The sequence below is a fragment of the Roseateles sp. P4_D2 genome (assembly GCF_056401875.1).
In genome coordinates this window covers 20,549-45,409 of the sequence record NZ_JBFUIM010000006.1, presented here as the reverse complement: position 1 = coordinate 45,409, position 24,861 = coordinate 20,549, and the positions used below count along the sequence as shown (strand labels likewise).

18 protein-coding genes and 6 tRNA genes are annotated in these 24,861 nt (G+C 64.8%); 17 read left to right on the top strand and 7 right to left on the bottom strand.

Annotation, left to right across the window (positions count from 1 at the left end):
- Positions 1-11 precede the first annotated feature (11 nt).
- The 11 genes from AC1DW0_RS12165 to AC1DW0_RS12115 all read left to right on the top strand — a co-directional run bounded on the left by AC1DW0_RS12165 (position 12) and on the right by AC1DW0_RS12115 (position 10,154).
- Positions 12-3,191 carry an efflux RND transporter permease subunit gene (locus AC1DW0_RS12165; protein WP_477946086.1) on the top strand — a complete coding sequence of 1,060 codons (3,180 nt, stop codon included), beginning with the start codon at positions 12-14 and terminating at the stop codon, positions 3,189-3,191.
- A 141-nt stretch (positions 3,192-3,332) separates the two neighbouring features.
- A tRNA-Leu gene (locus tag AC1DW0_RS12160) sits at positions 3,333-3,419 on the top strand.
- 29 nt (positions 3,420-3,448) lie between these two features.
- On the top strand, positions 3,449-4,762 hold the full coding sequence (tig, locus tag AC1DW0_RS12155) for a trigger factor (protein WP_056198245.1): 1,314 nt from the start codon (positions 3,449-3,451) through the stop codon (positions 4,760-4,762).
- Between the two features lie 111 nt (positions 4,763-4,873).
- Positions 4,874-5,482, top strand: coding sequence for an ATP-dependent Clp endopeptidase proteolytic subunit ClpP (gene clpP, locus AC1DW0_RS12150; RefSeq protein WP_056198242.1), 609 nt, complete (start codon positions 4,874-4,876; stop codon positions 5,480-5,482).
- A gap of 133 nt (positions 5,483-5,615) precedes the next feature.
- Positions 5,616-6,884, top strand: a complete 1,269-nt coding sequence (gene clpX / locus AC1DW0_RS12145; RefSeq protein ID WP_056198240.1) for an ATP-dependent Clp protease ATP-binding subunit ClpX — start codon at positions 5,616-5,618, stop codon at positions 6,882-6,884.
- A 70-nt stretch (positions 6,885-6,954) separates the two neighbouring features.
- Positions 6,955-9,369 carry an endopeptidase La gene (lon, locus tag AC1DW0_RS12140; RefSeq protein ID WP_056198238.1) on the top strand — a complete coding sequence of 805 codons (2,415 nt, stop codon included), beginning with the start codon at positions 6,955-6,957 and terminating at the stop codon, positions 9,367-9,369.
- A 101-nt stretch (positions 9,370-9,470) separates the two neighbouring features.
- Positions 9,471-9,546, top strand: a tRNA-Gly gene (locus tag AC1DW0_RS12135).
- 77 nt (positions 9,547-9,623) lie between these two features.
- Positions 9,624-9,697, top strand: a tRNA-Cys gene (locus AC1DW0_RS12130).
- A 12-nt stretch (positions 9,698-9,709) separates the two neighbouring features.
- Positions 9,710-9,785: transfer RNA gene (locus AC1DW0_RS12125), tRNA-Gly, on the top strand.
- Positions 9,786-9,831: 46 nt separating this feature from the next.
- Positions 9,832-9,907 (top strand) — tRNA-Gly (locus tag AC1DW0_RS12120).
- Positions 9,908-10,065: 158 nt separating this feature from the next.
- A tRNA-Leu gene (locus tag AC1DW0_RS12115) sits at positions 10,066-10,154 on the top strand.
- Between the two features lie 5 nt (positions 10,155-10,159).
- Here AC1DW0_RS12115 and murI read toward each other — a convergent pair.
- Positions 10,160-10,987 carry a glutamate racemase gene (gene murI / locus AC1DW0_RS12110; RefSeq protein WP_477946082.1) on the bottom strand — a complete coding sequence of 276 codons (828 nt, stop codon included), beginning with the start codon at positions 10,985-10,987 and terminating at the stop codon, positions 10,160-10,162.
- 172 nt (positions 10,988-11,159) lie between these two features.
- Between murI and AC1DW0_RS12105 the strand changes: the two genes are divergently transcribed.
- The 6 genes from AC1DW0_RS12105 to AC1DW0_RS12080 all read left to right on the top strand — a co-directional run bounded on the left by AC1DW0_RS12105 (position 11,160) and on the right by AC1DW0_RS12080 (position 18,475).
- Complete coding sequence (locus AC1DW0_RS12105) at positions 11,160-11,915, top strand: electron transfer flavoprotein subunit beta/FixA family protein (RefSeq protein ID WP_477946080.1); 756 nt, start codon at positions 11,160-11,162, stop codon at positions 11,913-11,915.
- 29 nt (positions 11,916-11,944) lie between these two features.
- Complete coding sequence (locus AC1DW0_RS12100) at positions 11,945-12,877, top strand: electron transfer flavoprotein subunit alpha/FixB family protein (protein WP_477946078.1); 933 nt, start codon at positions 11,945-11,947, stop codon at positions 12,875-12,877.
- A gap of 77 nt (positions 12,878-12,954) precedes the next feature.
- Positions 12,955-14,742: an acyl-CoA dehydrogenase gene (locus tag AC1DW0_RS12095; RefSeq protein WP_477946076.1), complete on the top strand. Its 1,788-nt coding sequence runs from the start codon at positions 12,955-12,957 to the stop codon at positions 14,740-14,742.
- A gap of 11 nt (positions 14,743-14,753) precedes the next feature.
- The gene (locus AC1DW0_RS12090) at positions 14,754-15,707 is read left to right on the top strand and encodes an NAD(P)H-dependent flavin oxidoreductase (protein ID WP_477946074.1); all 954 of its coding nucleotides are present in this window, start codon (positions 14,754-14,756) and stop codon (positions 15,705-15,707) included.
- Positions 15,708-15,850: 143 nt separating this feature from the next.
- Positions 15,851-16,357, top strand: a complete 507-nt coding sequence (locus tag AC1DW0_RS12085) for a hypothetical protein (protein ID WP_157281652.1) — start codon at positions 15,851-15,853, stop codon at positions 16,355-16,357.
- 348 nt (positions 16,358-16,705) lie between these two features.
- On the top strand, positions 16,706-18,475 hold the full coding sequence (locus AC1DW0_RS12080) for a beta-1,3-glucanase family protein (RefSeq protein WP_457349640.1): 1,770 nt from the start codon (positions 16,706-16,708) through the stop codon (positions 18,473-18,475).
- Positions 18,476-18,582: 107 nt separating this feature from the next.
- Here AC1DW0_RS12080 and AC1DW0_RS12075 read toward each other — a convergent pair whose 3' ends face one another.
- From AC1DW0_RS12075 to AC1DW0_RS12050, 6 genes are all read right to left on the bottom strand, one after another.
- Entirely contained in the window at positions 18,583-18,879 is a 297-nt protein-coding gene (locus AC1DW0_RS12075; RefSeq protein ID WP_477946073.1) for a hypothetical protein, read from the bottom strand.
- Positions 18,880-18,970: 91 nt separating this feature from the next.
- Entirely contained in the window at positions 18,971-19,726 is a 756-nt protein-coding gene (locus AC1DW0_RS12070) for a trimeric intracellular cation channel family protein (RefSeq protein ID WP_457349644.1), read from the bottom strand.
- 48 nt (positions 19,727-19,774) lie between these two features.
- Positions 19,775-21,340, bottom strand: coding sequence for an ABC transporter substrate-binding protein (locus AC1DW0_RS12065; protein ID WP_457349646.1), 1,566 nt, complete (start codon positions 21,338-21,340; stop codon positions 19,775-19,777).
- A gap of 5 nt (positions 21,341-21,345) precedes the next feature.
- Positions 21,346-22,920: an ABC transporter substrate-binding protein gene (locus AC1DW0_RS12060; protein ID WP_477946070.1), complete on the bottom strand. Its 1,575-nt coding sequence runs from the start codon at positions 22,918-22,920 to the stop codon at positions 21,346-21,348.
- Positions 22,917-24,485, bottom strand: a complete 1,569-nt coding sequence (locus AC1DW0_RS12055; RefSeq protein WP_457443387.1) for an ABC transporter substrate-binding protein — start codon at positions 24,483-24,485, stop codon at positions 22,917-22,919. The genes AC1DW0_RS12060 and AC1DW0_RS12055 overlap by 4 nt, the downstream gene beginning before the upstream one ends.
- A 68-nt stretch (positions 24,486-24,553) precedes the next feature.
- Positions 24,554-24,856 carry a hypothetical protein gene (locus AC1DW0_RS12050; RefSeq protein ID WP_157281759.1) on the bottom strand — a complete coding sequence of 101 codons (303 nt, stop codon included), beginning with the start codon at positions 24,854-24,856 and terminating at the stop codon, positions 24,554-24,556.
- Positions 24,857-24,861: the final 5 nt, after the last annotated feature.

The window sequence follows — 24,861 nt, the reverse complement described above, 5'->3', positions numbered from 1 at the left end:
CCGGGGCGCACATGAATTCCCCGATCACCAAGGAACTCCGCGTCGGCGGCTTCAATGTCTCGCGCTGGGCGCTGGAGCATCCGGCCCTGACGCGCTACTTGATGGTGGTGCTGATGCTGATGGGCTTCGTGGCCTATTTCCAGCTAGGCCAGGACGAGGACCCGCCGTTCACCTTCCGCGCCATGGTCATCCAGGCCTTCTGGCCGGGCGCCACGGCCCAGCAGATGGCCGACCAGGTCACCGACAAGATCGAGAAGACGCTGCAGGAGGTGAACCACGCGGACAAGATCCGCTCGTACACCAAGCCCGGCGAGTCGCTGACGGTCTTCCAGGTCAAGGACAACACGCCGCCCAAGGAAGTCGCCGACCTCTGGTACCAGACGCGCAAGAAGATCGGCGACATGCGCAGCTCGCTGCCCGCGGGTGTGTTGGGCCCCGTGTTCAATGACGAGTTCGGCGACGTTTACGGCTCCATCTATGCGCTGTCGGCCGACGGCTTCAGCCGCGAGGAGCTGCGTGAGCACGCCGACCGCGTGCGCCAGGCCCTGCTGCAGGTCAAGGACGTGGCCAAAGTCGAGATCTTTGGCGTGCAGCCCGAGAAGGTCTTCATCGAGATTTCGCAAAAGCGCCTGGCCCAGCTGGGCCTGGATTTCAGCCAGGTCATCAACCAGATCGGCACGCAGAACGCGGTCGAGGGCGCGGGTGTGCTGAACGCGGGCAGCGCCAACTTCCAGGTGCGGGTGCAGGGTCAGTTCACGACGGCCCAGGCCCTGGCCGAGGTGCCCATCCGCGCCATCAACCCGCAGACGGGCGTGGCCAGCCAGCTGCGCCTGGGCGACATTGCCACCATCAAGCGCGAATACGTCGACCCGCCGGCCACCAAGGTGCGCCACCAGGGCAAGGAAGTGCTGGCCCTGGGCGTATCCATGGCCAAGGGGGGCGACATCATCGCGATGGGCAAGGCGCTGAACATCGCGCTCAAGGGCATCGAGCGCGAACTGCCGGCGGGCATCCAGCTCGAGCAGGTGCAGGACCAGCCCAAGGCCGTCACGACCTCGGTGGGCGAATTCGTGCATGTGCTCATCGAGGCCGTCGTCATCGTGCTGGCGGTCAGCTTCATCTCGCTGGGCTTGCACACCAAACCGCTGCGCATCGACATCTGGCCCGGCCTGGTCGTGGGCATCACCATCCCGCTGGTGCTGGCCATCACCTTTACGACGATGTTCTATTGGGGCGTCGGCCTGCACAAGATCTCGCTCGGGTCGCTGATCATCGCGTTAGGCCTGCTGGTGGACGACGCCATCATTGCCGTCGAGATGATGGTGCGCAAGCTCGAAGAGGGCTACGACAAGATGCACGCCGCCACTTTCGCCTACGACGTGACGGCCATGCCCATGCTGACCGGCACGCTGATCACGGCGGTGGGCTTCCTGCCTATCGGCCTGGCCAAGTCGACGGTGGGTGAATACACCTTCGCGATCTTTGCGGTGACGGCCGCGTCGCTGATCATCTCCTGGGTCGTCTCGGTCTATTTCGTGCCCTATCTCGGCGCCTTGCTGCTGAAGAGCAAACCGGCGGCGGACGGCGAAGTGCATGAGCTCTTCGACACGCCCTTCTACAACCGCTTCCGCGGTGTGGTGCGCTGGTGCGTGGAGAACCGCTGGAAGACCATCGCCATCACGCTGCTCGTGTTCGCGCTCGGCATCTTCGGCATGGGCAAGGTGCAGCAGCAGTTCTTCCCCGATTCGAGCCGCCCCGAGGTACTCGTCGACCTCTGGCTGCCCGAGGGTTCGACCATCCAGGAGACGGAGCTTCTCGCCAAGCGCTTCGAGGCGCGCATGCTCAAGGAGCCAGGCATCGCCAGCGTGACGAGCTGGGTCGGCTCCGGTGTGCCGCGCTTCTATTTGCCGCTGGACCAGATCTTCCCGCAGGCCAACGTCACGCAGTCCATCCTGCTGCCCAAGGACCTGACGGCGCGCGAGGAGTTGCGCAAGCGCTTGCCGGCCGTGCTGGCCGAGGAGTTCCCGGAGGCGCGCGGCCGCGTCAAGCTGCTGCCCAATGGCCCGCCGGTGCCCTACCCGGTGCAGTTCCGCGTGACCGGTGCCGACCCCAAGATCGTGCGCGACTGGGCCGACAAGGCCAAGGACATCCTGCGCACCAGCCCCAATATGCGCGGCGTCAATGACAACTGGAACGAGAACGTCAAGATGCTGCGCCTCAAGGTCGACCAGGACAAAGCGAGGGCGCTGGGCGTCACGAGCCAGAGCCTGGCGCAGTCGGCGCGCACCCTGCTGTCGGGCAGCGTCATCGGCCAGTACCGTGAAGCGGACAAGCTGGTCGACATCGTGCTGCGCCAACCGCTGGACGAGCGCGCCGTCATCACCGACATCGCCAACGCCTATGTGCCGACCAGCACCGGCCGCTCCATTCCGCTGACGCAGATCGCCAAGGTCGAGTTCGACTGGGAGCCTGGCGTCATGTGGCGCGAGGGCCGTCTCTACGCCGTCACGGTGCAGGGCGACGTCGCCGAGGGCCTGCAGGGCGCAACGGTGACCAAGGAGGTCTGGCCCCAGCTCGACGAACTGCAGAAGAAGATGCCGGTCGGCTACGGCATCCAGATCGCGGGGGCCGTGGAGGAAAGCAGCAAGGGCACAGGCTCAATCGGCGCGGGCGTGCCGATCGCGCTCTTCATCATGCTGACGCTGCTGATGCTCCAGCTGCACAGCTTCGTCCGCGCGGCACTGGCATTCCTGACGGGCTTCTTCGGTATCGCCGGCGTTGCGTTCGCGCTGTTGGTGCTGAACCGACCGTTTGGCTTTGTCGCCTTGCTGGGCGTGATCGCACTGTTCGGGATGATCATCAGAAATTCCGTGATCCTCATCGACCAGATCGAGCAGGACCGTGCCCGAGGTGTGCCGGATTGGTCGGCCGTCGTGGAGTCGGCTGTGCGGCGTTTCCGTCCTATCGTGCTGACGGCCGCCGCGGCGGTGCTGGCCATGATTCCGTTGTCGCGCAGCGTCTTCTGGGGGCCGATGGCCGTGGCCATCATGGGCGGGCTCATCGTCGCAACTGCGTTGACACTGCTCGCGCTGCCGGCGATGTATTCCGTGGTCTTTCGCGTCATGCGCCCTGAGGAGCACAGCCGGCTGCACAGCCGCTTCGTTGACAGCGAAATTCCTGGCCAGGCCTGACGAGGCGCAAGCCTTTTCGTCAGGGTTTTGCCGCCCCGTGGACCGGGGCGGCGGGCAAGCCACGCAGGATCGCTACAATCGCCGGTTTGCCGAATCGCCTACGGGGTTGCTCTTGAGCAACCCAATCAGAACCAACCCGTTGCGCGGGTGGCGAAATTGGTAGACGCACCAGGTTTAGGTCCTGACGCCTTCACGGGCGTGCCGGTTCGAGTCCGGCCCCGCGCACCACTGTCAACAACCGTTCTCCCGAGTCCATCATGGCCGTCACCGTCGAAACCCTGGAAAAGCTGGAACGTCGCATCACCTTGCACGTCGCGGCCGCTGAGATCAACAGCGAAGTCGAAGCCCGCCTGAAAAAGCTGGCCCGCACCGTCAAGGCCGACGGCTTCCGTCCCGGCAAGGTGCCGATGAACGTCGTCGCCCAGCGCTATGGCTACTCGGTGCAGTACGAAGTCGTCAACGACAAGCTCGGCGCCGCCTTCAACAACGCCGCCAACGAGGCCCAGCTGCGCGTCGCTGGCGCGCCGCGCATCGAGCAGAAGAACGAAGCGCCTGAAGGCCAGATGGCCTTTGACGCGACCTTCGAGATCTACCCTGAAGTCAAGATCGGTGATCTGGCGGCTGCGGAAGTCGAACGCGTCACCAGCGACGTGACCGATGAAGCCATCGACAAGACCATCGAGATCCTGCGCAAGCAGCGCCGCAGCTTCGCCCAGCGCCCGGCGGCCGACGTGGCCCAGGTCGGGGACCGCGTCACCATCGACTTCGAAGGCAAGATCGACGGCGAGCCCTTCGCCGGCGGCAAGGCCGAGGGTTTTCAGTTCCTGATCGGCGAAGGCCAGATGCTGGAGCAGTTCGACGCCGCCGTGCGCGGCATGAAGTCGGGCGAGAGCAAGACCTTCCCGCTGCAGTTCCCCGAGGACTATCACGGCAAGGACGTGGCGGGCAAGGAAGCTGACTTCCTCGTCACGGTCAAGAAGATCGAAGCCCAGCACCTGCCTGAAGTGAACGAGGCATTCGCCAAGTCCCTGGGCATCAAGGACGCGACGGTTGAAGGCCTGCGTGCCGACATCAAGAAGAACCTCGAGCGCGAAGTGAAGTTCCGCGTGCTGGCGCGCAACAAGGGTGCCGTCATGGACGCCTTGGTCGCGGCCTCCGAGCTGGAAGTGCCGAATGCCCTGGTGCAGGGCGAAGCGGCGCGCATGGTCGAGCAGGCCCGTGAAGACCTGAAAAAGCGCGGCGTCAAGGATGCCGACAAGGCCGAGATCCCCACCGACATCTTCAAGCCGCAGGCCGAGCGCCGCGTGCGCCTGGGCCTGGTGGTTTCCGAGTTGGTGCGCGCCAACAACCTGCATGCCAAGCCTGCCCAACTGCAAGCCCACATCGAAGAGCTGTCGCAAAGCTACGAGAAGCCCGCCGAAGTCATGCGCTGGTACCTGGGCGACCGCGAGCGCATGGCCGAGGTCGAGGCCGTCGTCGTCGAGAACAATGTCACCGACTTCGTCCTTTCCACCGCCAAGGTGACCGACAAGGCTCTGCCTTTTGACGAGCTGATGGCCACCGGCAACTGAAGAGTCCTGGCCTCACGAAGGCGCCGTGCCGCAAGGCCGGCGCCTTTTTACTTGCATCGCCATAATCTGCCCCCATAACGGCTGTTACCGGTTTAGTTTTCAAGGATCTGAATGAGCGCTCTCGAAACCAGCAATCTGGGCCTCGTGCCCATGGTCATCGAAACGTCGGGTCGCGGCGAGCGCGCCTACGACATCTACTCGCGCCTGCTGCGCGAGCGCATCGTCTTCCTGGTAGGGCCCGTCAACGACGCGGTCGCCAACATCGTCGTGGCCCAATTGCTGTTCCTGGAAAGCGAAAACCCCGACAAGGAGATCTCGCTCTACATCAACAGCCCGGGCGGTAGCGTGTCGGCCGGCATGTCCATCTACGACACGATGAACTTCATCAAGCCGGAGGTGTCGACGCTGTGCATGGGCATGGCGGCCAGCATGGGCGCCTTCCTGCTTGCGGCCGGCGCCAAGGGCAAGCGCTTCTCCCTGCCCAATGCCAAAGTGATGATTCACCAGCCGCTGGGCGGCGCTCAGGGGCAGGCTACGGATATTGAAATCCATGCGCGTGAAATCTTGAAGACTCGCGACACCTTGAATCGCATCCTGGCCGAGCGCACCGGCCAGACCCTGGAGAAAATCCAGTCGGACACCGAGCGCGACTATTTCATGTCCGCTGCCGAGGCTCAGAACTACGGCCTGATCGACCAGGTGCTGGAACACCGGCCCTGAGTTGTGAGGGGCCGTAACTGGCCCCCGGATTCGCGGTGAAATCGGGGCCCTTATCCCTACGAGGGCCCCGAGATCGTTTGGACTATCATCATTTCAGGCACCCGCCTGTCCACTGGCATCCCCGAGCAGACCCATGGCCGACAAAAAAGGCACCTCCAGCGAAAAAGTTTTGTACTGCTCGTTCTGTGGCAAGAGCCAGCATGAAGTCAAGAAGCTGATCGCCGGTCCGTCGGTCTTCATCTGCGACGAATGCATCGAGCTGTGCAACGACATCGTCCGTGACGAGATCCCGGCGCCGGCCCCCGCTGCCCGTGCTGGCAAGTCCGACCTGCCCGTGCCGAGCGAGATCAAGTCCAGCCTCGACCAGTACGTCATCGGCCAGGACGTCGCCAAGCGCACCCTCGCCGTGGCCGTCTACAACCATTACAAGCGCCTGCGCCACATGGCGTCGACCAAGGATTCGGTCGAGCTGTCCAAGAGCAACATCCTGCTGATCGGCCCCACGGGCTCCGGCAAGACGCTGTTGGCGCAGACGTTGGCGCGCCTCCTGAACGTGCCCTTCGTGATCGCCGATGCGACGACGCTGACCGAGGCCGGTTACGTCGGCGAGGACGTCGAGAACATCATCCAGAAGCTGTTGCAGAACTGCAATTACGACGTCGAGCGGGCGCAGCGCGGCATCGTCTACATCGACGAGATCGACAAGATCTCGCGCAAGGCCGATAACCCTTCCATCACGCGGGACGTCTCCGGCGAAGGCGTGCAGCAGGCGCTGCTCAAGCTCGTCGAAGGCACGATGGCTTCGGTGCCGCCGCAAGGTGGCCGCAAGCACCCGAACCAGGACTTCCTGCAGATCGACACGACCAACATCCTGTTCATCTGCGGCGGTGCTTTCGACGGCCTGGAGAAGGTCATCCAGAACCGCAGCGAGAAGTCCGGCATCGGCTTCGGCGCGACGGTGAAGAGCAAGAGCGAACGCCGTGTTTCTGAGGTGTTCCGCGAGTGCGAGCCCGAGGACATCATCAAGTTCGGCCTCATCCCCGAACTGGTCGGCCGCCTACCCGTGGTCGCCACACTTGGCGAGCTGACCGAAGACGCCCTGGTGCAGATCCTGACCGAGCCCAAGAACGCGCTGCTCAAGCAATACCAGCAGCTGTTCCAGATGGACGGTGTCGAACTCGAAATCCGCAAGCCGGCGCTTGTTGCCATTGCTCGCAAGGCCCTTGCCCGCAAGACCGGCGCCCGCGGCCTGCGTTCCATCATGGAGCAGTCGCTGATCGACACCATGTTTGACCTGCCCGCGCTCGATGGCGTCGAAAAGGTTGTGCTCGACGAGCACAACATCGAGGACACGTCGGCACGTCCCTTGCTGGTCTACCGCGAGCAAAAGGCCAGCGCCTGAGCCCCTACTAAGCCCTCAACTTGCAATCGCCCCCTCAGGCCGCACATCGACCTGAGAAAGAGAGGTCTTCATGTCCGGACATCCCATCCTCCCCGCCGACCCCATCACGCTGCCGCTGCTGCCGCTGCGCGATGTCGTCGTCTTCCCGCACATGGTCATCCCGCTGTTCGTGGGCCGGCCCAAGTCCATCAAGGCGCTGGAAGCCGCGATGGAAGCGGGCCGCCAGATCATGCTCGTGGCCCAGAAGGCCGCCGGCAAGGACGAGCCCAAGCCCGAAGACATGTTCGAGGTCGGCTGCGTCTCCAGCATCCTGCAGATGCTCAAGCTGCCCGATGGCACCGTGAAGGTGCTGGTCGAAGGCCTGCAGCGCGCTACGACCCTGTCCATCACCGAGCCGGGTGAGCACTTCGTTGCTGAAGTCACGCCCATTCCGCCCGAGACCGAGCATGCGCCTGAAGTCGAGGCCCTGCGCCGCGCCGTCACTCAGCAGTTCGACCAGTACGTCAAGCTCAACAAGAAGATCCCGCCCGAGATCCTCACGTCCATCGGCGGCATCGACGATCCGGGTCGCCTGGCCGACACCATCGCCGCCCACCTGCCGCTCAAGCTTGATGCCAAGCAGGCCGTGCTGGACCTGGCCGAAGTGGCCAAGCGCCTGGAAAAGCTGCTCGACCTGCTCGAGCACGAGGTTGACATCCTGCAGGTCGAAAAGCGCATCCGTGGCCGCGTCAAGCGCCAGATGGAGAAGAGCCAGCGCGAGTACTACCTGAACGAGCAGGTCAAGGCCATCCAGAAGGAGCTCGGCGACGGCGAAGAAGGCGCCGACATGGAGGAGCTCGAGAAGAAGATCCTCGCGGCCCGCATGCCCAAGGAAGCGCGCAAGAAGGCCGACGCCGAGCTGAAGAAGCTCAAGCTGATGTCGCCCATGTCCGCCGAAGCCACGGTGGTGCGCAACTACATCGACACGCTGGTCAACCTGCCCTGGAGCAAGAAGACCAAAATCAAGCACGACCTCAAGAACGCCGAGGACGTGCTCAACGAAGACCACTACGGCCTCGAGAAGGTCAAGGACCGCATCCTTGAATATCTCGCGGTGCAGCAGCGCGTCGAGAAGGTCAAGGCGCCCATCTTGTGCCTGGTCGGCCCTCCGGGCGTCGGCAAAACCTCGCTCGGCCAGAGCGTGGCACGCGCCACCGGCCGCAAATTCATCCGCATGGCGCTGGGCGGCGTGCGCGATGAAGCCGAGATCCGCGGCCACCGCCGCACCTACATCGGCTCCATGCCGGGCAAGGTGCTGCAGTCGCTGACCAAGGTCGGTACGCGCAACCCGCTCTTCCTGCTCGACGAGATCGACAAGCTGGGCATGGACTTCCGCGGTGACCCGTCATCGGCGCTGCTCGAAGTCCTGGACCCGGAGCAGAACCACACCTTCGGCGACCACTACATCGAGGTCGATTTCGACCTGTCGGATGTGATGTTCGTGGCCACGTCCAACTCGATGAACATCCCGCCGGCCCTGCTGGACCGCATGGAAGTCATCCGCCTGTCGGGTTACACCGAGGACGAGAAGGTCAACATCGCGCAGACCTACCTGCTGCCCAAGCAACGCAAGAACAACGGCGTGCTGGACGAGGAGCTGGATGTCACCGAGTCCGCCGTGCGCGGGATCATCCGCTACTACACGCGTGAAGCCGGTGTGCGTTCGCTTGAACGCGAGATGTCCAAGATCTGCCGCAAGGTGGTCAAGGGCATCCAGCTCAAGACCTACGAAGGCAAGGTCACCGTCACCGAGGACAACCTCAACGACTTCCTCGGTGTGCGCAAGTACGACTTCGGTCGTGCCGAGAAGAAGAACCAGGTCGGCCAGGTGGTCGGTCTCGCGTGGACCGAAGTGGGCGGCGATCTGCTGACCATCGAAGCCACCGCGATGCCCGGCAAGGGCAACATCATCCGCACCGGTTCGCTGGGTGACGTGATGAAGGAGTCCGTCGAGGCTGCTCGCACGGTGGTGCGTTCGCGCGCCCGTCGCCTGGGCATCAAGGACGAGGTCTTCGAGAAGCGCGACGTGCACGTCCACGTGCCCGACGGCGCAACGCCCAAGGACGGCCCGAGCGCGGGTGCCGCGATGACCACTGCCTTCGTGTCTGCACTGACCGGCATCCCGGTGCGTGCCGATGTCGCGATGACTGGCGAAATCACATTGCGCGGCGAAGTCACCGCCATCGGTGGCCTGAAAGAAAAGCTGCTCGCCGCTCACCGTGGTGGTATCAAGACCGTGATGATTCCGGAAGACAACGTCAAGGACCTGCAGGACATCCCCGAAAACGTGAAGAACCAGCTCGAGATCGTGCCGGTCCGATGGATCGAACGCGTACTCGAAGTCGCCCTGGAAGCCATGCCAACGCCGTTGCCCGACGAAGAGGTGGCCGTTGCGGCCGCCAAGCCGGAAGAGGCCGCGGCCAAGAGCACGGTGGTGCCGCACTGAGTGCGACTGGCTTGTCATCCGACCAAAAATTGGATTACAATGCGAGCTTCGCTAGATAGGCAGCTGCATAGCTGACTGACTAGAGAAATGAAGGAAACAAAGCGGGATTAGCTCAGTTGGTAGAGCGATACCTTGCCAAGGTATAGGTCGAGAGTTCGAGCCTCTTATCCCGCTCCAAGATTTTCCGAAAGGGAAGCCCAGGCTTCCCTTTTCCGTCAGGGTCGCACCAAACGACTCTGGCTTGGGTTTACGGCGGCGCGATAGCAAAGCGGTTATGCCCCGGATTGCAAATCCGGTTAGTCCGGTTCGACTCCGGATCGCGCCTCCAAAAAAGCACCATGCGGGTGTAGCTCAGTTGGTAGAGCGCAACCTTGCCAAGGTTGAGGTCACGAGTTCGAGCCTCGTTACCCGCTCCAAAAAATCGGTCGCACCGATGTTCAGCTGCAAGGCTGAATGAAATGCGCGGGTGTAGCTCAGTTGGTAGAGCGCAACCTTGCCAAGGTTGAGGTCACGAGTTCGAGCCTCGTTACCCGCTCCAATTCACGGGAGATTCGATCAGTCGGATCTCCCGTTTTCTTTGGCACTTTGCGCGCAGCCTCTGACACGCAGGGGTTTGTTGGCTGCATCTAACGGTACTCCGTGAGGCAACGCGCAAAGCGCCTGATCTTTTCTGCGGCCCGGATAATTCCGCTCGCCGCCCGGGTGGCGAAATCGGTAGACGCAGCGGACTTAAAATCCGCCTTCTGGAAACGGAAGTACGGGTTCGAGTCCCGTCCCGGGCACCAAGCCTTCAAACGGTCAGCGCGTGCTGGCCGTTTTTGCTTTCCGGCTGCCACGCCTGCACGGCTATGTCTTTCCAGCCCAGCACCTGCGCGAGCCACGCGCGCAGCGCCGCGGGGTTCCCACTCGTTTCGACGGCGAGGGACGGCTCTCCCGTGCTGGCTCCCCAGAGATCGGCCGCACGTCGTGCGACGGCGGTCTCGATGCGTAGCAATTTGACGGATGGACCGAGCGCCGCCTGCCACAGCGGCTCGATCAGCGGATAGTGCGTGCACCCCAGCAGCGCCGTGTCCACGCCGGCAGCGCGCAGCGGCGCGCAGTAGTGCTCGACGAGGGCGCGTAGCTCAGCGCTGGCGAGGTCACCAGCTTCGATGCGGTCGACGACGCCGGGGCAGCCCTGCACGACGACTTCGTGCGCACCGGCGTGCCGCTCGACCAGCGCAAGCAGCCGAGCGCTTGTTGCCGTGGCCGGCGTGGCCAGCAGGCCGATCCGGCCATTGCGCGTCGCCGCAACCGCGGGTTTGATGCCTGGCTCGGTGCCCACGAAGGGAAGGATGGGCCAACGCGCGCGCAGCGCCTCGATGGCGTGCGCCGTGGCCGTGTTGCAGGCAACGACGATGAGCTCGGCGCCGCTGGCGATCAGATGTTCGGCGATGACCAAGCTGCGCTGTTGGATGTCTTCGGGCGTGCGAGCACCGTAGGGGGCATAGGCCGTATCGGCGAGGTAGCGCAGGCGCACACCGGGCAGCAGCTGGCGCAGTTCGTGCAACACCGTGAAGCCGCCGACACCGGAGTCGAAGATGCCGATTTCTCGGCTCGGGGAGGGATCGATCTGCATGGGCGCGAGCAGTCTAGCTTCGCGATTCGAGAGGCCTCCCCAAAAAGAGTTCCCCCAGCGCTGTCCGGCGTCTGGCTAGAATCGAACGATCGTGCTTTTTTAAGCGCAGCTCTCCCGAAGAGCGCCCGTAGAATCTGGTTAACGTTTACGTCAATTCGAGCTGGAGTTTTCGATGAAGGTCTTGGTTCCTGTCAAACGCGTCGTCGACTACAACGTCAAGGTGCGCGTCAAGAGCGACGGCACGGGCGTCGACATTGCCAATGTGAAGATGTCGATGAATCCCTTCGACGAGATCGCCGTCGAAGAGGCCGTGCGCCTGAAGGAGAAGGGCGTCATCACCGAGGTGATCGCCGTGTCCTGCGGTGTCACGCAATGCCAGGAGACCCTGCGTACTGCCATGGCCATCGGCGCGGACCGCGCCATCCTGGTTGAGACGCCCGCCGATATCGAACTGCAGCCACTGGCCGTCGCCAAGCTGCTGAAGGCGCTGGTCGACAAGGAAGGCCCGAGCCTGGTCATCCTCGGCAAGCAGGCCATCGATGACGATTGCAACCAGACCGGCCAGATGCTGGCCGCGCTGACGGGCATGCCGCAGGGCACGTTCGCCTCCAAGGTGGAGGTGGCCGGCGACAAGGTGTCCGTTACTCGTGAAGTGGACGGCGGCCTCGAGACCGTGTCGCTGAGCCTGCCGGCCGTCATCACGACCGACTTGCGCCTGAACGAGCCGCGTTACGTGACGCTACCCAACATCATGAAGGCCAAGAAGAAGCAACTCGACATCGTCAAGCCTGCCGACCTGGGCGTGGACGTGACGCCGCGCATCAAGACGCTGAAGGTCAGCGAGCCGCCCAAGCGCGGCGCTGGCGTGAAGGTGGCCGATGTGGCCGCTCTCGTCGCCAAGCTGAAGAACGAAGCCAAGGTCATCTGACCGCTCGCCCCCGATTTGGAGACTTTGAGATGACCGCACTCGTCATTGCAGAACACGACAACGCCCACATCAAGGGCGCCACGCTGAACACCGTCACTGCTGCCGCTGCCACGGGCGGCGAAGTGCATGTGCTGGTGGCTGGCCACAACGCCGCCGCCGCCGCTGCCGCTGCCGCCCAGATCGCCGGCGTCACCAAGGTGCTGCACGCCGACTCTGCCGCGCTGGCCGAAGGCCTGGCCGAGAACGTCGCCGCGCAAGTCATCGCGCTGGCGTCTGGCTACAGCCACCTGCTGTTCCCCGCCACCGCTGCGGGCAAGAACGTCGCACCCCGCGTTGCCGCGCTGCTGGACGTGGCTCAGCTGAGCGACGTGACCAAGGTCATCAGTGCCGACACCTTCGAGCGCCCGATCTACGCCGGCAACGCCATCGCCACCGTGCAGAGCAGCGATGCGACCAAGGTGCTGACCGTTCGCACGACGGGCTTCGACCCGGCCGCTGCATCCGGTGGTTCGGCTGCCGTCGAAACCGTGGTCGCCGCCGCCGACAGCGGCAAGAGCAGCTTTGTCGGCCGTGAGGTGACCAAGAGCGACCGCCCCGAGCTGACCGCCGCCAAGATCATCGTGTCAGGTGGCCGCGCGCTTGGCTCGAACGACAAGTTCATGGAAGTGCTGACCCCGCTGGCTGACAAGCTCGGCGCGGCCCTCGGCGCTTCGCGCGCCGCTGTTGACGCGGGCTACGCGCCCAACGACTGGCAGGTGGGCCAGACCGGAAAGATCGTCGCCCCCCAGCTCTACGTGGCTTGCGGCATCTCGGGCGCCATCCAGCATCTGGCCGGCATGAAGGACTCCAAGGTCATCGTCGCTATCAACAAGGACCCGGAAGCACCGATCTTCTCGGTGGCCGACTACGGCCTGGAAGCTGACCTGTTCACGGCCGTGCCGGAACTCGTCGCCGCGCTGTAAATCCACGCGCCACCGCACTCCGGGCGCCCCGACTTCGTCTGTCGCGGCGCCCTTTTTGCCTCTTTCAGGAGTAACCAATGAGTTACCTCGCCCCCGTCAAGGACATGCTCTTCAACATCCAGCACCTCGCCGGTCTGGAGACCCTAACGCAACAAGTCCCCGCCTTCGAGGACTTCGGCCTGGACACCGCCGCCGCCGTGCTGGAAGAGTGCGCCAAGCTGACGCAGGACGTCATCGCGCCGCTGAACTTCGAGGGTGACAAGAACCCGTCGTCGTGGAAGGACGGCGTGGTCACGACGACGCCCGGCTTCAAGCAAGCCTTCCGCGCCTACGCCGAAGGTGGCTGGCAGGGGCTGGTCCATCCCACCGAGTTCGGCGGCCAGGGCGCGCCCAAGACCATCGCCGCGGCCTGCAACGAGATGCTGCAGTCGGCCAACATGAGCTTCGCGCTGTGCCCGCTGCTGACCGATGGCGCCGTCGAGGCGCTGCTGACCGCAGGCAGCGACGAGCAGCGTTCGGTTTACATCCCCAAGCTGCTGGACGGCTCGTGGACCGGCACGATGAACCTGACCGAGCCGCAGGCGGGCTCCGACCTGGCGCTGGTGCGCACGCGCGCCGAGCCAGTGGGCGATGGCACCTACAAGATCTTCGGCACCAAGATCTTCATCACCTACGGTGAGCACGACATGGCCGAGAACATCGTCCACCTCGTGCTGGCCCGCGTCGTCGGCGCGCCCGAGGGCGTGAAGGGCATCAGCCTGTTCCTCGTGCCGAAGTTCCTCGTCAATGCCGACGGCGCGCTGGGCGCCCGCAACGATGCGCACTGCGTGTCCATCGAGCACAAGATGGGCATCAAGGCCAGCCCGACGGCGGTGCTGCAGTTCGGCGATCACGGCGGCGCCGTGGGCACGCTGATCGGCCAGGAGAACCGCGGCCTGGAGTACATGTTCATCATGATGAACGCGGCCCGTTACGGCGTGGGCCTGCAGGGCATTGCGATCGCCGACCGCGCGTATCAGAAGGCCGTGGGCTATGCGAAGGACCGCGTGCAGTCGCGCCCGGTGGACGGTTCGGTGGCTGGCAGCGCTGCCATCATTCACCACCCCGACGTGCGCCGCATGCTGATGACGATGCGCGCGCTGACCGAGGGCTGCCGCGCGATGGCGAGCACGGCCGCAGCGGCCTTCGATGCGGCCCATCACCATCCCGACCCGGATGCGCGCAAGCAGAACCAGGCCTTCTACGACTTCATGGTGCCGCTGGTGAAGGGCTACAGCACCGAGATGAGCCTGGAGGTCACTTCGCTGGGCGTGCAGGTGCATGGCGGCATGGGCTTCATCGAAGAGACCGGTGCGGCGCAGTACTACCGCGACGCCAAGATCCTGACCATCTACGAAGGCACGACGGCCATCCAGGCCAATGACCTCGTGGGCCGCAAGACGGCGCGCGATGGTGGCCAACTGGCCCGCGCCGTGGCCGGCCAGATTGAAGTGACGGAAGGCGAACTGGCCAAGCGCGACAGCGTCGCCGCTCGCGCTGTGCTGAAGGCCCTGCGCGCCTCGCGTGAGGATTTCCTCGCCGTGGTCGACTTCATCGCCGGCTCGGCCAAGAGCAATCCGAATGCGGCCTATGCCGGCTCGGTGCCCTATCTGATGCTGGCGGGCAACCTCGTCGCTGGCTGGCAACTGGCCCGCGCTTTGATGGTGGCGGAAGACGCCTTGGCGACTGACAAGGAATTCATGGCCGCCAAGATCGTGACCGCGCGCTTCTATGCCGAACACATCCTGCCGCGTACCAGCTCACTGCGTGCCGCCATCATTGATGGCGCCGACAGCGTGACGGAACTCAGCCTCGAAGCTTTCTGACGGAGTCCAACTTGGCCCTGCCTCCCATCCTGAAGAACCTGCCGCTGCCCGCCATCGGCTCGCCGCTGTTCATCATCAGCAACCCCAAGCTCGTCATCGAGCAGTGCAAGGCCGGCATCGTCGGCTCCATGCCGGCGCTCAACGCGCGGCCGGCCGAGTTGCTCGACGAGTGGCTGGCCGAGATCACCGAGACGCTGGCGGCCTACAACCGCGCCAATCCGGACAAGCCCGCCGCGCCGTTTGCCATCAACCAGATCGTGCACAAGAGCAATGAGCGGCTCGAGCACGACATGCAGGTCTGCGCCAAATACAAGGTGCCCATCGTCATCACGAGCCTGGGTGCGCGTGAAGACGTGAACAACGCCGTGCATGCCTGGGGCGGCATCGTGCTGCACGACATCATCAACAACAAGTTCGCCAGGAAGGCCATCGAGAAGGGTGCCGACGGCCTTATCGCGGTGGCGGCGGGGGCGGGTGGCCATGCTGGCGTGAAGAGCCCGTTTGCGCTGGTCCACGAGATCCGCGAATGGTTCGACGGCCCGCTGGCGCTGTCGGGCTCGATGGCCACCGGCGACGCCATCCTGGCCGCCCAGGCCATGGGCGCCGACCTGGCCTATATCGGCTCGGCCTTCATCGCCACCGACGAGGCCCGCGCGACCGACGCCTACAAACAGATGATCGTGGCCAGCAACAGCGACGACATCGTCTACAGCAATCTCTTCACCGGCGTGCATGGCAACTACCTGCGCGGCTCCATCATTGCTGCCGGCATGGATCCGGACAAGCTGCCCGAGAGCGACCCGAGCGCCATGAACTTTGGCGGCAGCGCGGCCAAGGCCTGGAAGGAAATCTGGGGCAGCGGCCAGGGCATCGGCGCGGTGCGCGAGGTGCTGCCGGCTGCGGAGCTGGTGGCGCGGCTCAAGCGCGAGTACGCGGCAGCGCGGGCGCGCCTGGCGCTGAACTGACGCGGCGCCTGGCTTGCCACGACGGCCGCCTGCGGGCGGCCGTTCTTCTTGGTGGGATGGAGCCCACCAACCCTAGGCTCAGGCGCGGAGGTTCGTCGCTACCATCGCGGCCCCCAACCGTTTTCATCGATCCGCAGATGCCCTTGAAGCCCAAAGCCATCCTCGTCTACAGCGCCGCCCTCCTGTTCAGCCTCCAGGCCGCCGCCCAGGAGCCCCAGCCGCCCCAGCCTACGGAGGCCCCGGTGGCGGCTGCGGCCGAGCCAGCGGCAAGGCCCGCTTCGGCGAGTGACGCCAAGGTGCTGCCCCGCTTGGCCGTGCGTTGGGACTGCGGCGACTGCGAGCAGAACCCCAAGGTCGGCCCGCTGATCGAGCAGACCTACGAAGCGCAAGCGACGTCCAAGGGGTACAGCGTCGCCCCCGCCGAGAGTGCCGAGGTCGTCATCAAGGAATACCGCCAGCGTCCCCCGGCTGCACGCGTCATGCTGGGCATCTTTGCGGGCAAGGACAAGCTGGCCACCAGGCTGAGCTTTCGCGGCAAGGAATACGTCGCCAGCGACTATTCGGCCAATGCCTTCCAGGGCATGAACAGCCTGTGCGAATCCGTGGCGAAACAGGCGCTGGCTCAGGTGCTGTCGGCGATCAAGGAATGAGCGAGTTCCACTGACCGTGGTCTGCCACCTGATGCGACGGCCGCCCTCGGGCGGCCGTTTCCTTTGGTGGGTTTCCTGTCCCTGAAGCGGGCGACTCATGAAAACGTCTCGCACGGGTTTTCCATGAAACCGCTTTCTCGCCTCTCCCAGGAGGATGCGACGCAAATTTGAAAGCGCTTTCAATGCGCTTTTGAATAGCGACCTGACCCCGGGAGCGGCTGCATGCCGGGGCGCGCAGTAGGTCTTCGCAGTCGAGACACCGGCCAGGGAAGGGCCATGCCGCCCCTCCCAGCGTTGGGACCCCGAACGACCCGCCGATCCCCACGACGAGCGGGCAAGGAGACAAAGGTGAATCTTGTTTTGCGTTGCTTGCGCCTGCTCGGCGTTTGCTGGTTGCTGGGCCTTGGCCTGCTCGGCACCACCTCGGCCCTGGCCCAGGACTACACACAGGGTGTCGAAGTCAGCGGCACCACGGCCACGATCTGGTTCAAATCCAATGTGTCGACCACCTGGGTCGACGCCCACTACACGGTCAACAACGGCCCGCAGCAGAACATCCGCATGACGGCCGCCAATGGCCGCCATGAGCAGAAGGTCACCGTCGCCACCGGCAACGTGATCGGCTACTGGTTCACCTACAACAACGGCACGCCGGCCTACGACACGCCCAAGTTCAGCTACACCGTCGGCACGCCCCCGGTGGCGAGCGGGCCGGTCTGCTTCTACGCCGACATCAACTACACCGGCGACAGCTTCTGCGCGAGCGCGGATTCGAGCTGGATCGGCGCCGCCTGGAACGACCGCGTGTCGTCCGTCAAGGTGCAGGCCGGCTACCAGGCCACGCTGTTCAACGACATCAGCTACGGCGGCGCTTCGTTGGTGCTGACGGCCAACGAGCCCAATCTCGTCAACCGCGGCTTCAACGACCTGACCTCGTCCTACCGCGTCGGTACCAGCACCAACACGGGTGCCTGGAACGGCCGCACGACCTTCAACATCGTCAACCAGACCGGCGGCCGCTGGCCCGATGACCAGGTCTACTGGGCCATCATTGGCAAGGACTGGGCCACCGGCAAGTTCGTGCGCGTGGACGCCGCGGGAAACTTCATCCCCATGTCCACCGCCGACAACGGCGCGCTGACCAAGGGCGGCGTGACCTACACCAACTACTTCCACAAGCTCAGCAACACCCGCTCCATCACCATCCCGGCGCTGAACTCGGCCCGCATCCTGATGTCGGTGGGCTCGCCGATGTACATCAAGGTCGTCGTCGACGGCAATGGCAACATCGGCTATGCCGGCGCCAACATCGAGAACCCCACCGACCCCAACATCGACGTCTACTTCGATTTCGGCGAGATGGCCATCATCCCGCTGGGCCAGCCGGATCAGGGCATCTTCATCAACACGACGCGTGTCGATCACTTCGGCTTCCCGCTGAAGCTGCGCGTCCAGGGCCTGGGTGGCTACGACCAGACCGTGGGCGAGGCCTTGGCCGAAACGCGTGACCAGCTCTTCAGCAAGTTCATCGCCGAAGTGCCGGCGCAGTTCAAGCCCCTGGCGCAGGCGCCGTACTCGCCCTACCGCATCATGGCCCCGGCCCACGGCACCTTCAAACCCGGCCAGGCCAACGCCAACTATCTGCAGCCCTATATCGACGCCGTCTGGGCCCGCTACCGCAACGAAGACCTGGTCTTCACGCTGCAGAACCTGGGCACCTTCCGCGGCCGTGTCAGCGGTGACCGCTTCACCTTCACCGGTGGCTCTCCGGCGGGCACCTTCTACATCAACGGCAAGCCCGACACGGCCATGGTGCTGCTGGGCGCCGGCCTGCTGGCGGACGCGAGCGGCAACCCGACCAACACGGGGACGCAGCTGCAGATCCAGGCCCAGATCTGCGCTGCGCTGAACCGCCACGTGATGGAGCAGCCGGCCAACTGGTATGTGCAGACCGCGCACTACCCGGCCGGCCAGCTGGGCAACTGGTACGCCAAGTTCTGGCATGACCACAGCATCAACAAGAAGGCCTACGGCTTTGCGTATGACGACGTGGGCGACTTCAGCCCGTCGTTGCACACGACGGCGCCGACGACGGTGACGTACACGATCGGCTGGTAAACCGGTCGAGTCGGGCTTCAAGCCCGATCCGGCGGACGCCTCGCGCAACTGCGCAGGGTGTCCGCCTTGCATTGGGGAGCTGGAGCAGCGGCTTCAAGTCGCAAGCATCAGCGCTGCGACTCAGGGTCGTCGGCGATGCGATTCAGCAGTGGACCCAGCGTACCGTCCGGGAAGACGCGCCGCCAGCCTTCAGGATCCGCCTTGTACATGGGCGGTGCCGGCTTGGCCATGAACTCGGGAACGTAGCCGACCGAACAGGTCTCGCAATACAGGCCTTGGATGAAGGGCCCCTGGTGGGCAAATTCGGGCTTCAGGTCGTCGACGGAAAAGCCCTCGCAGGCGCAACCGTGCCGCCAGATCGATGGCGACGCGTGGGGGTGGTCGTCGGCTGGGTTGATCAGCAAGAGTTTGTGACTGACGCGAGTGGCCAAGTTGCAGCGAGGGCAGGCTTCGAGTTGAAGGGCGTGCGCATTCATCGTGAAGTGCTCGTCGTTATCAGCGCTTCGCGTTGATGCGCCAGGCCGGCAGCGTCCAGCCCGTCCACAGGGCCAGGCCGCGCAGCAGCACCGCTGTCGCGGCCGCTGCGCTGATGACGGCCCACTGCGGCGCGTCCAGCCGCACGGCCGCGACGAGCACCCAGCCGCCGACGAAGCTGCACAGCGCATAGGGCCGGTGGTCGTGGAAGGCGGCGGGGATCTCGTTGCAGACGATATCGCGCAGCACGCCGCCAAAGGTGGCCGTGATGACGCCCATCAGCACCGCGACGATGGGCGGCTGGCCCATGTCCAGCGCGATCAAGGCGCCGTTGGCCGTGAACAGGCCCAGCCCCAGTGCATCGGGCCACTGGATGGCCTTCTCCGTCAGCGCCAGGTGGCGCCGGCGCAGGAAGAGCATGGCGGCGAAGGACAGTGCCATCAGCGCCCACAGCCAGTCCGCATGCTCGACCCAGAAGAAGGGCCGGCGGTCCAGCAGCACATCGCGCAGCGTGCCGCCGCCAAAGGCCGACAGGCCTGCGACGATGCACAGGCCAACGACGTCGAGATGCTTGCGCGCGCCGGCCAGCAGGCCGGACAACGCGAAGGCCAGGGTGGCCGTGATCTCGACGACGGACTGGATCGTCGAGAAGTTGATGATGGGCGGCTTGATCACCCCAGCGTCATCTTCCACCGGGGTTGCTTGCGGGCCGAGCGCCGGGCCGCTCCCTAGCCGGCCCGCCCAGGCGATGTGCTTGCCGGTCGAACCGGCAAGCATCGCCGTCCCCTCGGGGGACCGGCCAAGGTATTCCTTGGACGAGGGGCTTCACTTCACTGTGGCCCATTTGGCTTGCGGGGCATCGTTGGCCGAGTGCGGGATGGTCAGACCGGCCTTCATGGCCCAGGGGCGCACCTGGTGGTGGATGGGGATGAAGAGGAACTCGTCGCGCGTGCGCTTCAAGGCTTCTTGCATCAGCGCCAGGCGCTTGGGCACGTCGGTCTCGACCTTCATCTGCTGCACCAGTGCGTCGATCTTGGCGTCACTGACCTTGGAGAAATTGCCCTTGCCGTCGGCGCCGCCGGTCTTGGTGTGGACGATGTCCTGCAGCGTGTACTGCGCATCGAACGTCGTCACGCCCCAGCCGTACATGTACAGCGGCAACTCGTAGCGTTGCATGGCGGCCGAATGCTGGGTCATCGGCTGCGTCGACAGCTTGGCCTTCACGCCGATGCGCGTCCACATCGACACCACCGCCTGGCAGATCTCCTCGTCATTGACGTAGCGGTCGTTGGGGCAGGCAAGCGGCACCTCGAAGCCGTCCGGGTAGCCGGCCTCCGTCATCAACTGCTTGGCGCGCGCCACGTCGGGCTTTTGCACCGTGTCCAGCTCGGCCGAGTGGCCGTAGGCGACGGGCGCCACCATGATGGCCGCCGGCACCGACAGGCCGCGCATCAGGCTGCGCTTGATGGCCTCGCGGTCGATGGCCAGTGACATCGCCTCGCGCACGCGCTTGTCCTTGAAGGGGTTCTTGCCCTTCACGTTGCTGCCCTTGATCTCTTCGCTGCCCAGGTCCAGCGCGAAGAAGATGGTGCGGTTCTCGGGCCCGTCGATGACCTTGAGCCGCGGGTCGGCCTTGAGCTTGGCGACGTCCTGGGGTGGCAGGTCGGTCAGCAGATCGAGGTCGCCAGACAGCAGGGCGGCCACGCGGGTTGCGTCGGACTTGATGGGCAGATAGGTCAGCTCTGAGATATTGCCCTTGGGCTTGTCCCACCAGTCCTTGTTGGCCACCATGCTGATGCGCTGGTCCGGCTGCCAGGCCGTGATCTTGAACGGCCCCGTGCCCATCGCGTTGCGGGACGCATAGGTGTCCTCCTTGGCCTTGAAGTCCTGCGGGTTCTCGGAGCGGTTCTTGGTCGCCCAGGCCTTGCTGACGATGCGCACATAGGTCAGGTTGCGCGTCAGCACGGGGTTGGGGCCTTCGAGCACGAAGTCCACCGTGTGGTCGTCGATCTTCTTCACCTCCTTGATGCCGGAGGCATAGATGATCATGTTGCTGGCCGGGTGCTTGATGCGCTGCAGGCTGAAGACGACATCATCCGCCGTGAAGGGCGTGCCGTCATGGAACTTGACGCCGCGGCGCAGGTCGAAGCGCACCTGCGTGGGCGTCACAAAGGTCCACTTGGCGGCCAGTGCCGGCTCGACGTCGAACTTCTCCGTGTAGCGGGTCAGGCCTTCATAGGCGTAGCCGGTGATGGTGGACGTGGCCGAGTGGTTCTGCGAATGCGGATCCAGCGTCTGGATGTCGTTCTGGGCCGCCCAGCGCAGTGGGTCGGCCGTGGCGGTCAGCGCGGTGGCCAGCCAGGCGGCGGCCCAAAGGGTGGAGATTTTCATGAGCTTCATGGAAGGGTGGTGAAGCGGGCCTCGAAGGTGTCATTCGAGCGGTGCAGGGTCTGGACGCCGGGTTTCATGGCCCAGGGCCGGATCTGATGATGCACCGGAATGAAGAGGAACTCGTCGCGCACACGCAGCAAGGCCTCGCGGATCAGCGCGTTGCGGGCGCTCGCGTCGGGCTCGAACTGGATGCGCTCGACGAGCGTGTCCAGTGCCGCGTCGGCGAGGTGGTTGAAGTTCTGGCCGCCGTTGCCGCGCGCATCGCGGCTGTGGCCCCAGGCCTGCAGGCCCTGATGGGCGTCGTAGGTCGGCATGGAAATGCCGATCAGGTAGAACGGCGACTCATAGCGTTCCAGCGCCTGGATGTGCAGGCTCATCGGCTGGGCGTTGAGCCGCACCCGCACGCCGATGCGGGCCCACATCGCCACCGCGGCCTGGCAGATCTGCTCGTCGTTGACGTAGCGGTTGTTGGGGCAGCGCAGCGGCAAATCGAAACCCTGCGGGTAGCCAGCCTCGGCCAGCAGCTTGCGGGCCTTGTCGGCGTCGAGCTTCAGCGGCGTATCCAGCGCTGCTTCGTAGCCGGTGACGCCCGGCGGCACCATCAGCGCTGCGGGCACCGACAGGCCGCGCATGATGCTGCGCTTGATGGCCTCGCGGTCCAGAGCGAGGTTCAGCGCCTCGCGCACGCGCTTGTCCTTGAAGGGGTTGCGGCCCTTGACGCTGGAATCGGGCAGGTCTTCGCTGCTTTGGTCCATGGCGAAGAAGACGGTGCGCACCTCGGCGCCCTCCATCAGCTTGAGGCGCTTGTCCGTCTTGAGCCGCTGGTAGTCCTGCGGCGGCACGTCGGTGACGAGGTCGACATCTCCCGACAGCAGTGCCGCCACGCGCGTGGGCGCCGACTTGATCGGCAGATAGGTCAGTTCGGTGATGTTGCCCTTGTTGCTGTCCCACCAGTCCTTGTTGATGACCATCTGCACGGCCTGGTCGGGCTGCCAGCTGACGAGTCGGTAGGGGCCGGTGCCGTTGGCGTTGCGCGAGGCGTAGTTCTCCTCCTTGGCCTTGAAGTCCTCGACATGGCTGGCGTGGTTGCGCACCGCCCAGGCGCGGCTCAGGATGGCGAAGTTGACGAGGTTCTGCAGCAGCAGCGGTGCCGGTGCCTCCAGCATCAGGTCGACCGTGTAGTCGCCCAGCTTGCGGATCTCGCGGATGCCCGACACATAGGCCTGCATCGCGCCCTGCGGCTCGCGGATGCGGGCGAAGCTGAAGACGACGTCATCCGCTGTGAAGGGGCTGCCATCGTGGAACTTCACGCCGCGGCGCAGCTCGAAGCGCACCTGGGTGGGCGACACATAGCTCCAGCGCGTCGCCAGCGCGGGCTCGGGCTGGTAGTTCTCGCCCCGCCGCGTCAGGCCCTCGTAGACCTGGGCGGCAATGGTCAGCGAGGTGGTGTGGTTCTGCGAATGCGGATCCAGCGTCAGGATGTCGTTCTGCGCGGCCCAGCGCAGCGGGGCCGCGCTGGCGGACAGGGCGGCAAACAGCCCGCAGGCCAGGGCCGTGAGAACGCCATGACGCGCCCTCACTTGATGGTGGTGTAGCGAGCCTCGAAATAGTCGTTCGAGCGGTGGATGGTCTCGACGCTCGGCTTCATCGCCCAGGGCCGGATCTGGTGGTGGATGGGCACGAAGAGGTATTCGTCGCGGATGCGCAGCAGGGCTTCCTTGATGAGGGCGTTGCGCTTGGGCACGTCGGGCTCGAACTTGATCTTCTGGATCAGGCCATCGAGCGTCGCGTCGCTGACCTTGCCGAAGTTGAAGTTGCCGTCCGCGCCGTTGGTGCGCGTGTGGCCCCAGGCCTGCATGCCGTAGAGGGCGTCATACGTGGAGACGCCCCAGCCCAGCATGTAGAACGGCGACTCGCCGCGCTGGAAGGTCTGGCTGTGGGTGGAGAAGGGCTGGGCGATGAGGCGCACCTTGACGCCGATCTTGGCCCACATCGACACCGCCGCCTGGCAGACCTGCTCGTCGTTGACGTAACGGTTGTTGGGGCAGTGCAGCGGCACCTCGAAGCCCTGCGGGTAGCCGGCCTCGGCGAGCAGCTTGCGGGCCTTGTCGAGGTCGGGCTTGAGCGGTGCATCGAGTGCTGCGTCATAGCCGTTGACACCCGGCGCAATCATCAGCGCCGCCGGTACCGACAGGCCACGCATGATGCTGCGCTTGATGGCCTCGCGGTCCAGGGCCAGGTTCATGGCCTCGCGCACTTTTCTGTCCTTGAAGGGGTTCTTGCCCTTCACATTGGACTCGCGCAACTCCTCGCTGCCCTCGTCCATGACAAAGAAGACGGTGCGGATCTCCGAGCCTTCCAGCAGCCTGACCTTGCCTTCTTCCTTGAGCTTGAAGAAGTCCTGCGGCGGCAGGTCGGTGACGATGTCGACGTCGCCCGACAGCAGGGCCGCCACGCGCGTCGGCGGAGACTTGATCGGCAGATAGCTCAGCTCGGTGACATTGCCCGGGTTCTTGTCCCACCAGTCCTTGTTGGCCACCATCTTGACGGCCTGGTCGGGCTGCCAGCTCACCAGCTTGTAGGGCCCGGTGCCATTGGCATTGCGGCTCGCGAAGTTCTCTTCCTTGGCCTTGTAGTCCTGCGTGTTGGTCGTGTTGTTCTTGGTTGACCAGACCTTGCTCATGATGGGGAAGCTGATGATGTTCTGCAGCAGCATCGGCGTCGGCGCCTCAAGGATGAAGTCGACGGTGTGGTCGTCGATCTTCTTGACCTCCTTGATGCCCGAGACATAGGTCTGCTTGGTGCCCTGGGGCTGGGTGATGCGGCCGAAGCTGAAGACGACGTCGTCGGCCGTGAAGGGCGAGCCGTCATGGAACTTGACGCCCTTGCGCAGGTCGAAGCGCACCTGGGTCTGGGAGAGGTAGGTCCACTTGGTCGCCAGCGACGGCTCGGGTCGGTACTCGCGGCTCAACCGCGTCAAGCCCTCGTAGATGTGGGTGCCGATGGCGTTGGAGGTGTTGTGGTCCTGCGAGTGCGGGTCCAGCGTCAGGATGTCGTTTTGTGCGGCCCAGCGCAGTGGGGCGGCAGTGGCCACTCCCAGCGTCAGTGCGGCCAGCAGGGGCAGAAGTCGGAGCAGAGATTTCATGCGGCTTTCCTTGAGAATGGCAGGACGGCAGAAGCCAAAAATACTAGCCGCGACCCCGGGGGTGCCGGCTACGGTTTTCCCTCGGGTTCTAGTGAGCAATCGCAACCGGCACCCGCGGCGATCCAGCGCTTCACCAGCCAGCCGCCCAACTTCCCGATGAAGCCGCTCGGTTGCGCCGCTAGTGCGCCGCACACATAGCGTGCGCCGTCCCAGCGCAGTGCGACGCATGCACCTTTGAGGCGCCGGCTCAGCACGACGCCCAGCGGGCAGGGCTCGGCCAGGCAGCAGACGCCGCAGCCGTTGCAAGCCTGGCCGAACGCGGGCTTGGGCGGCGCGTCGGGGTGGATTTGGATGATCCGTGTCTGGCCCATGGGTT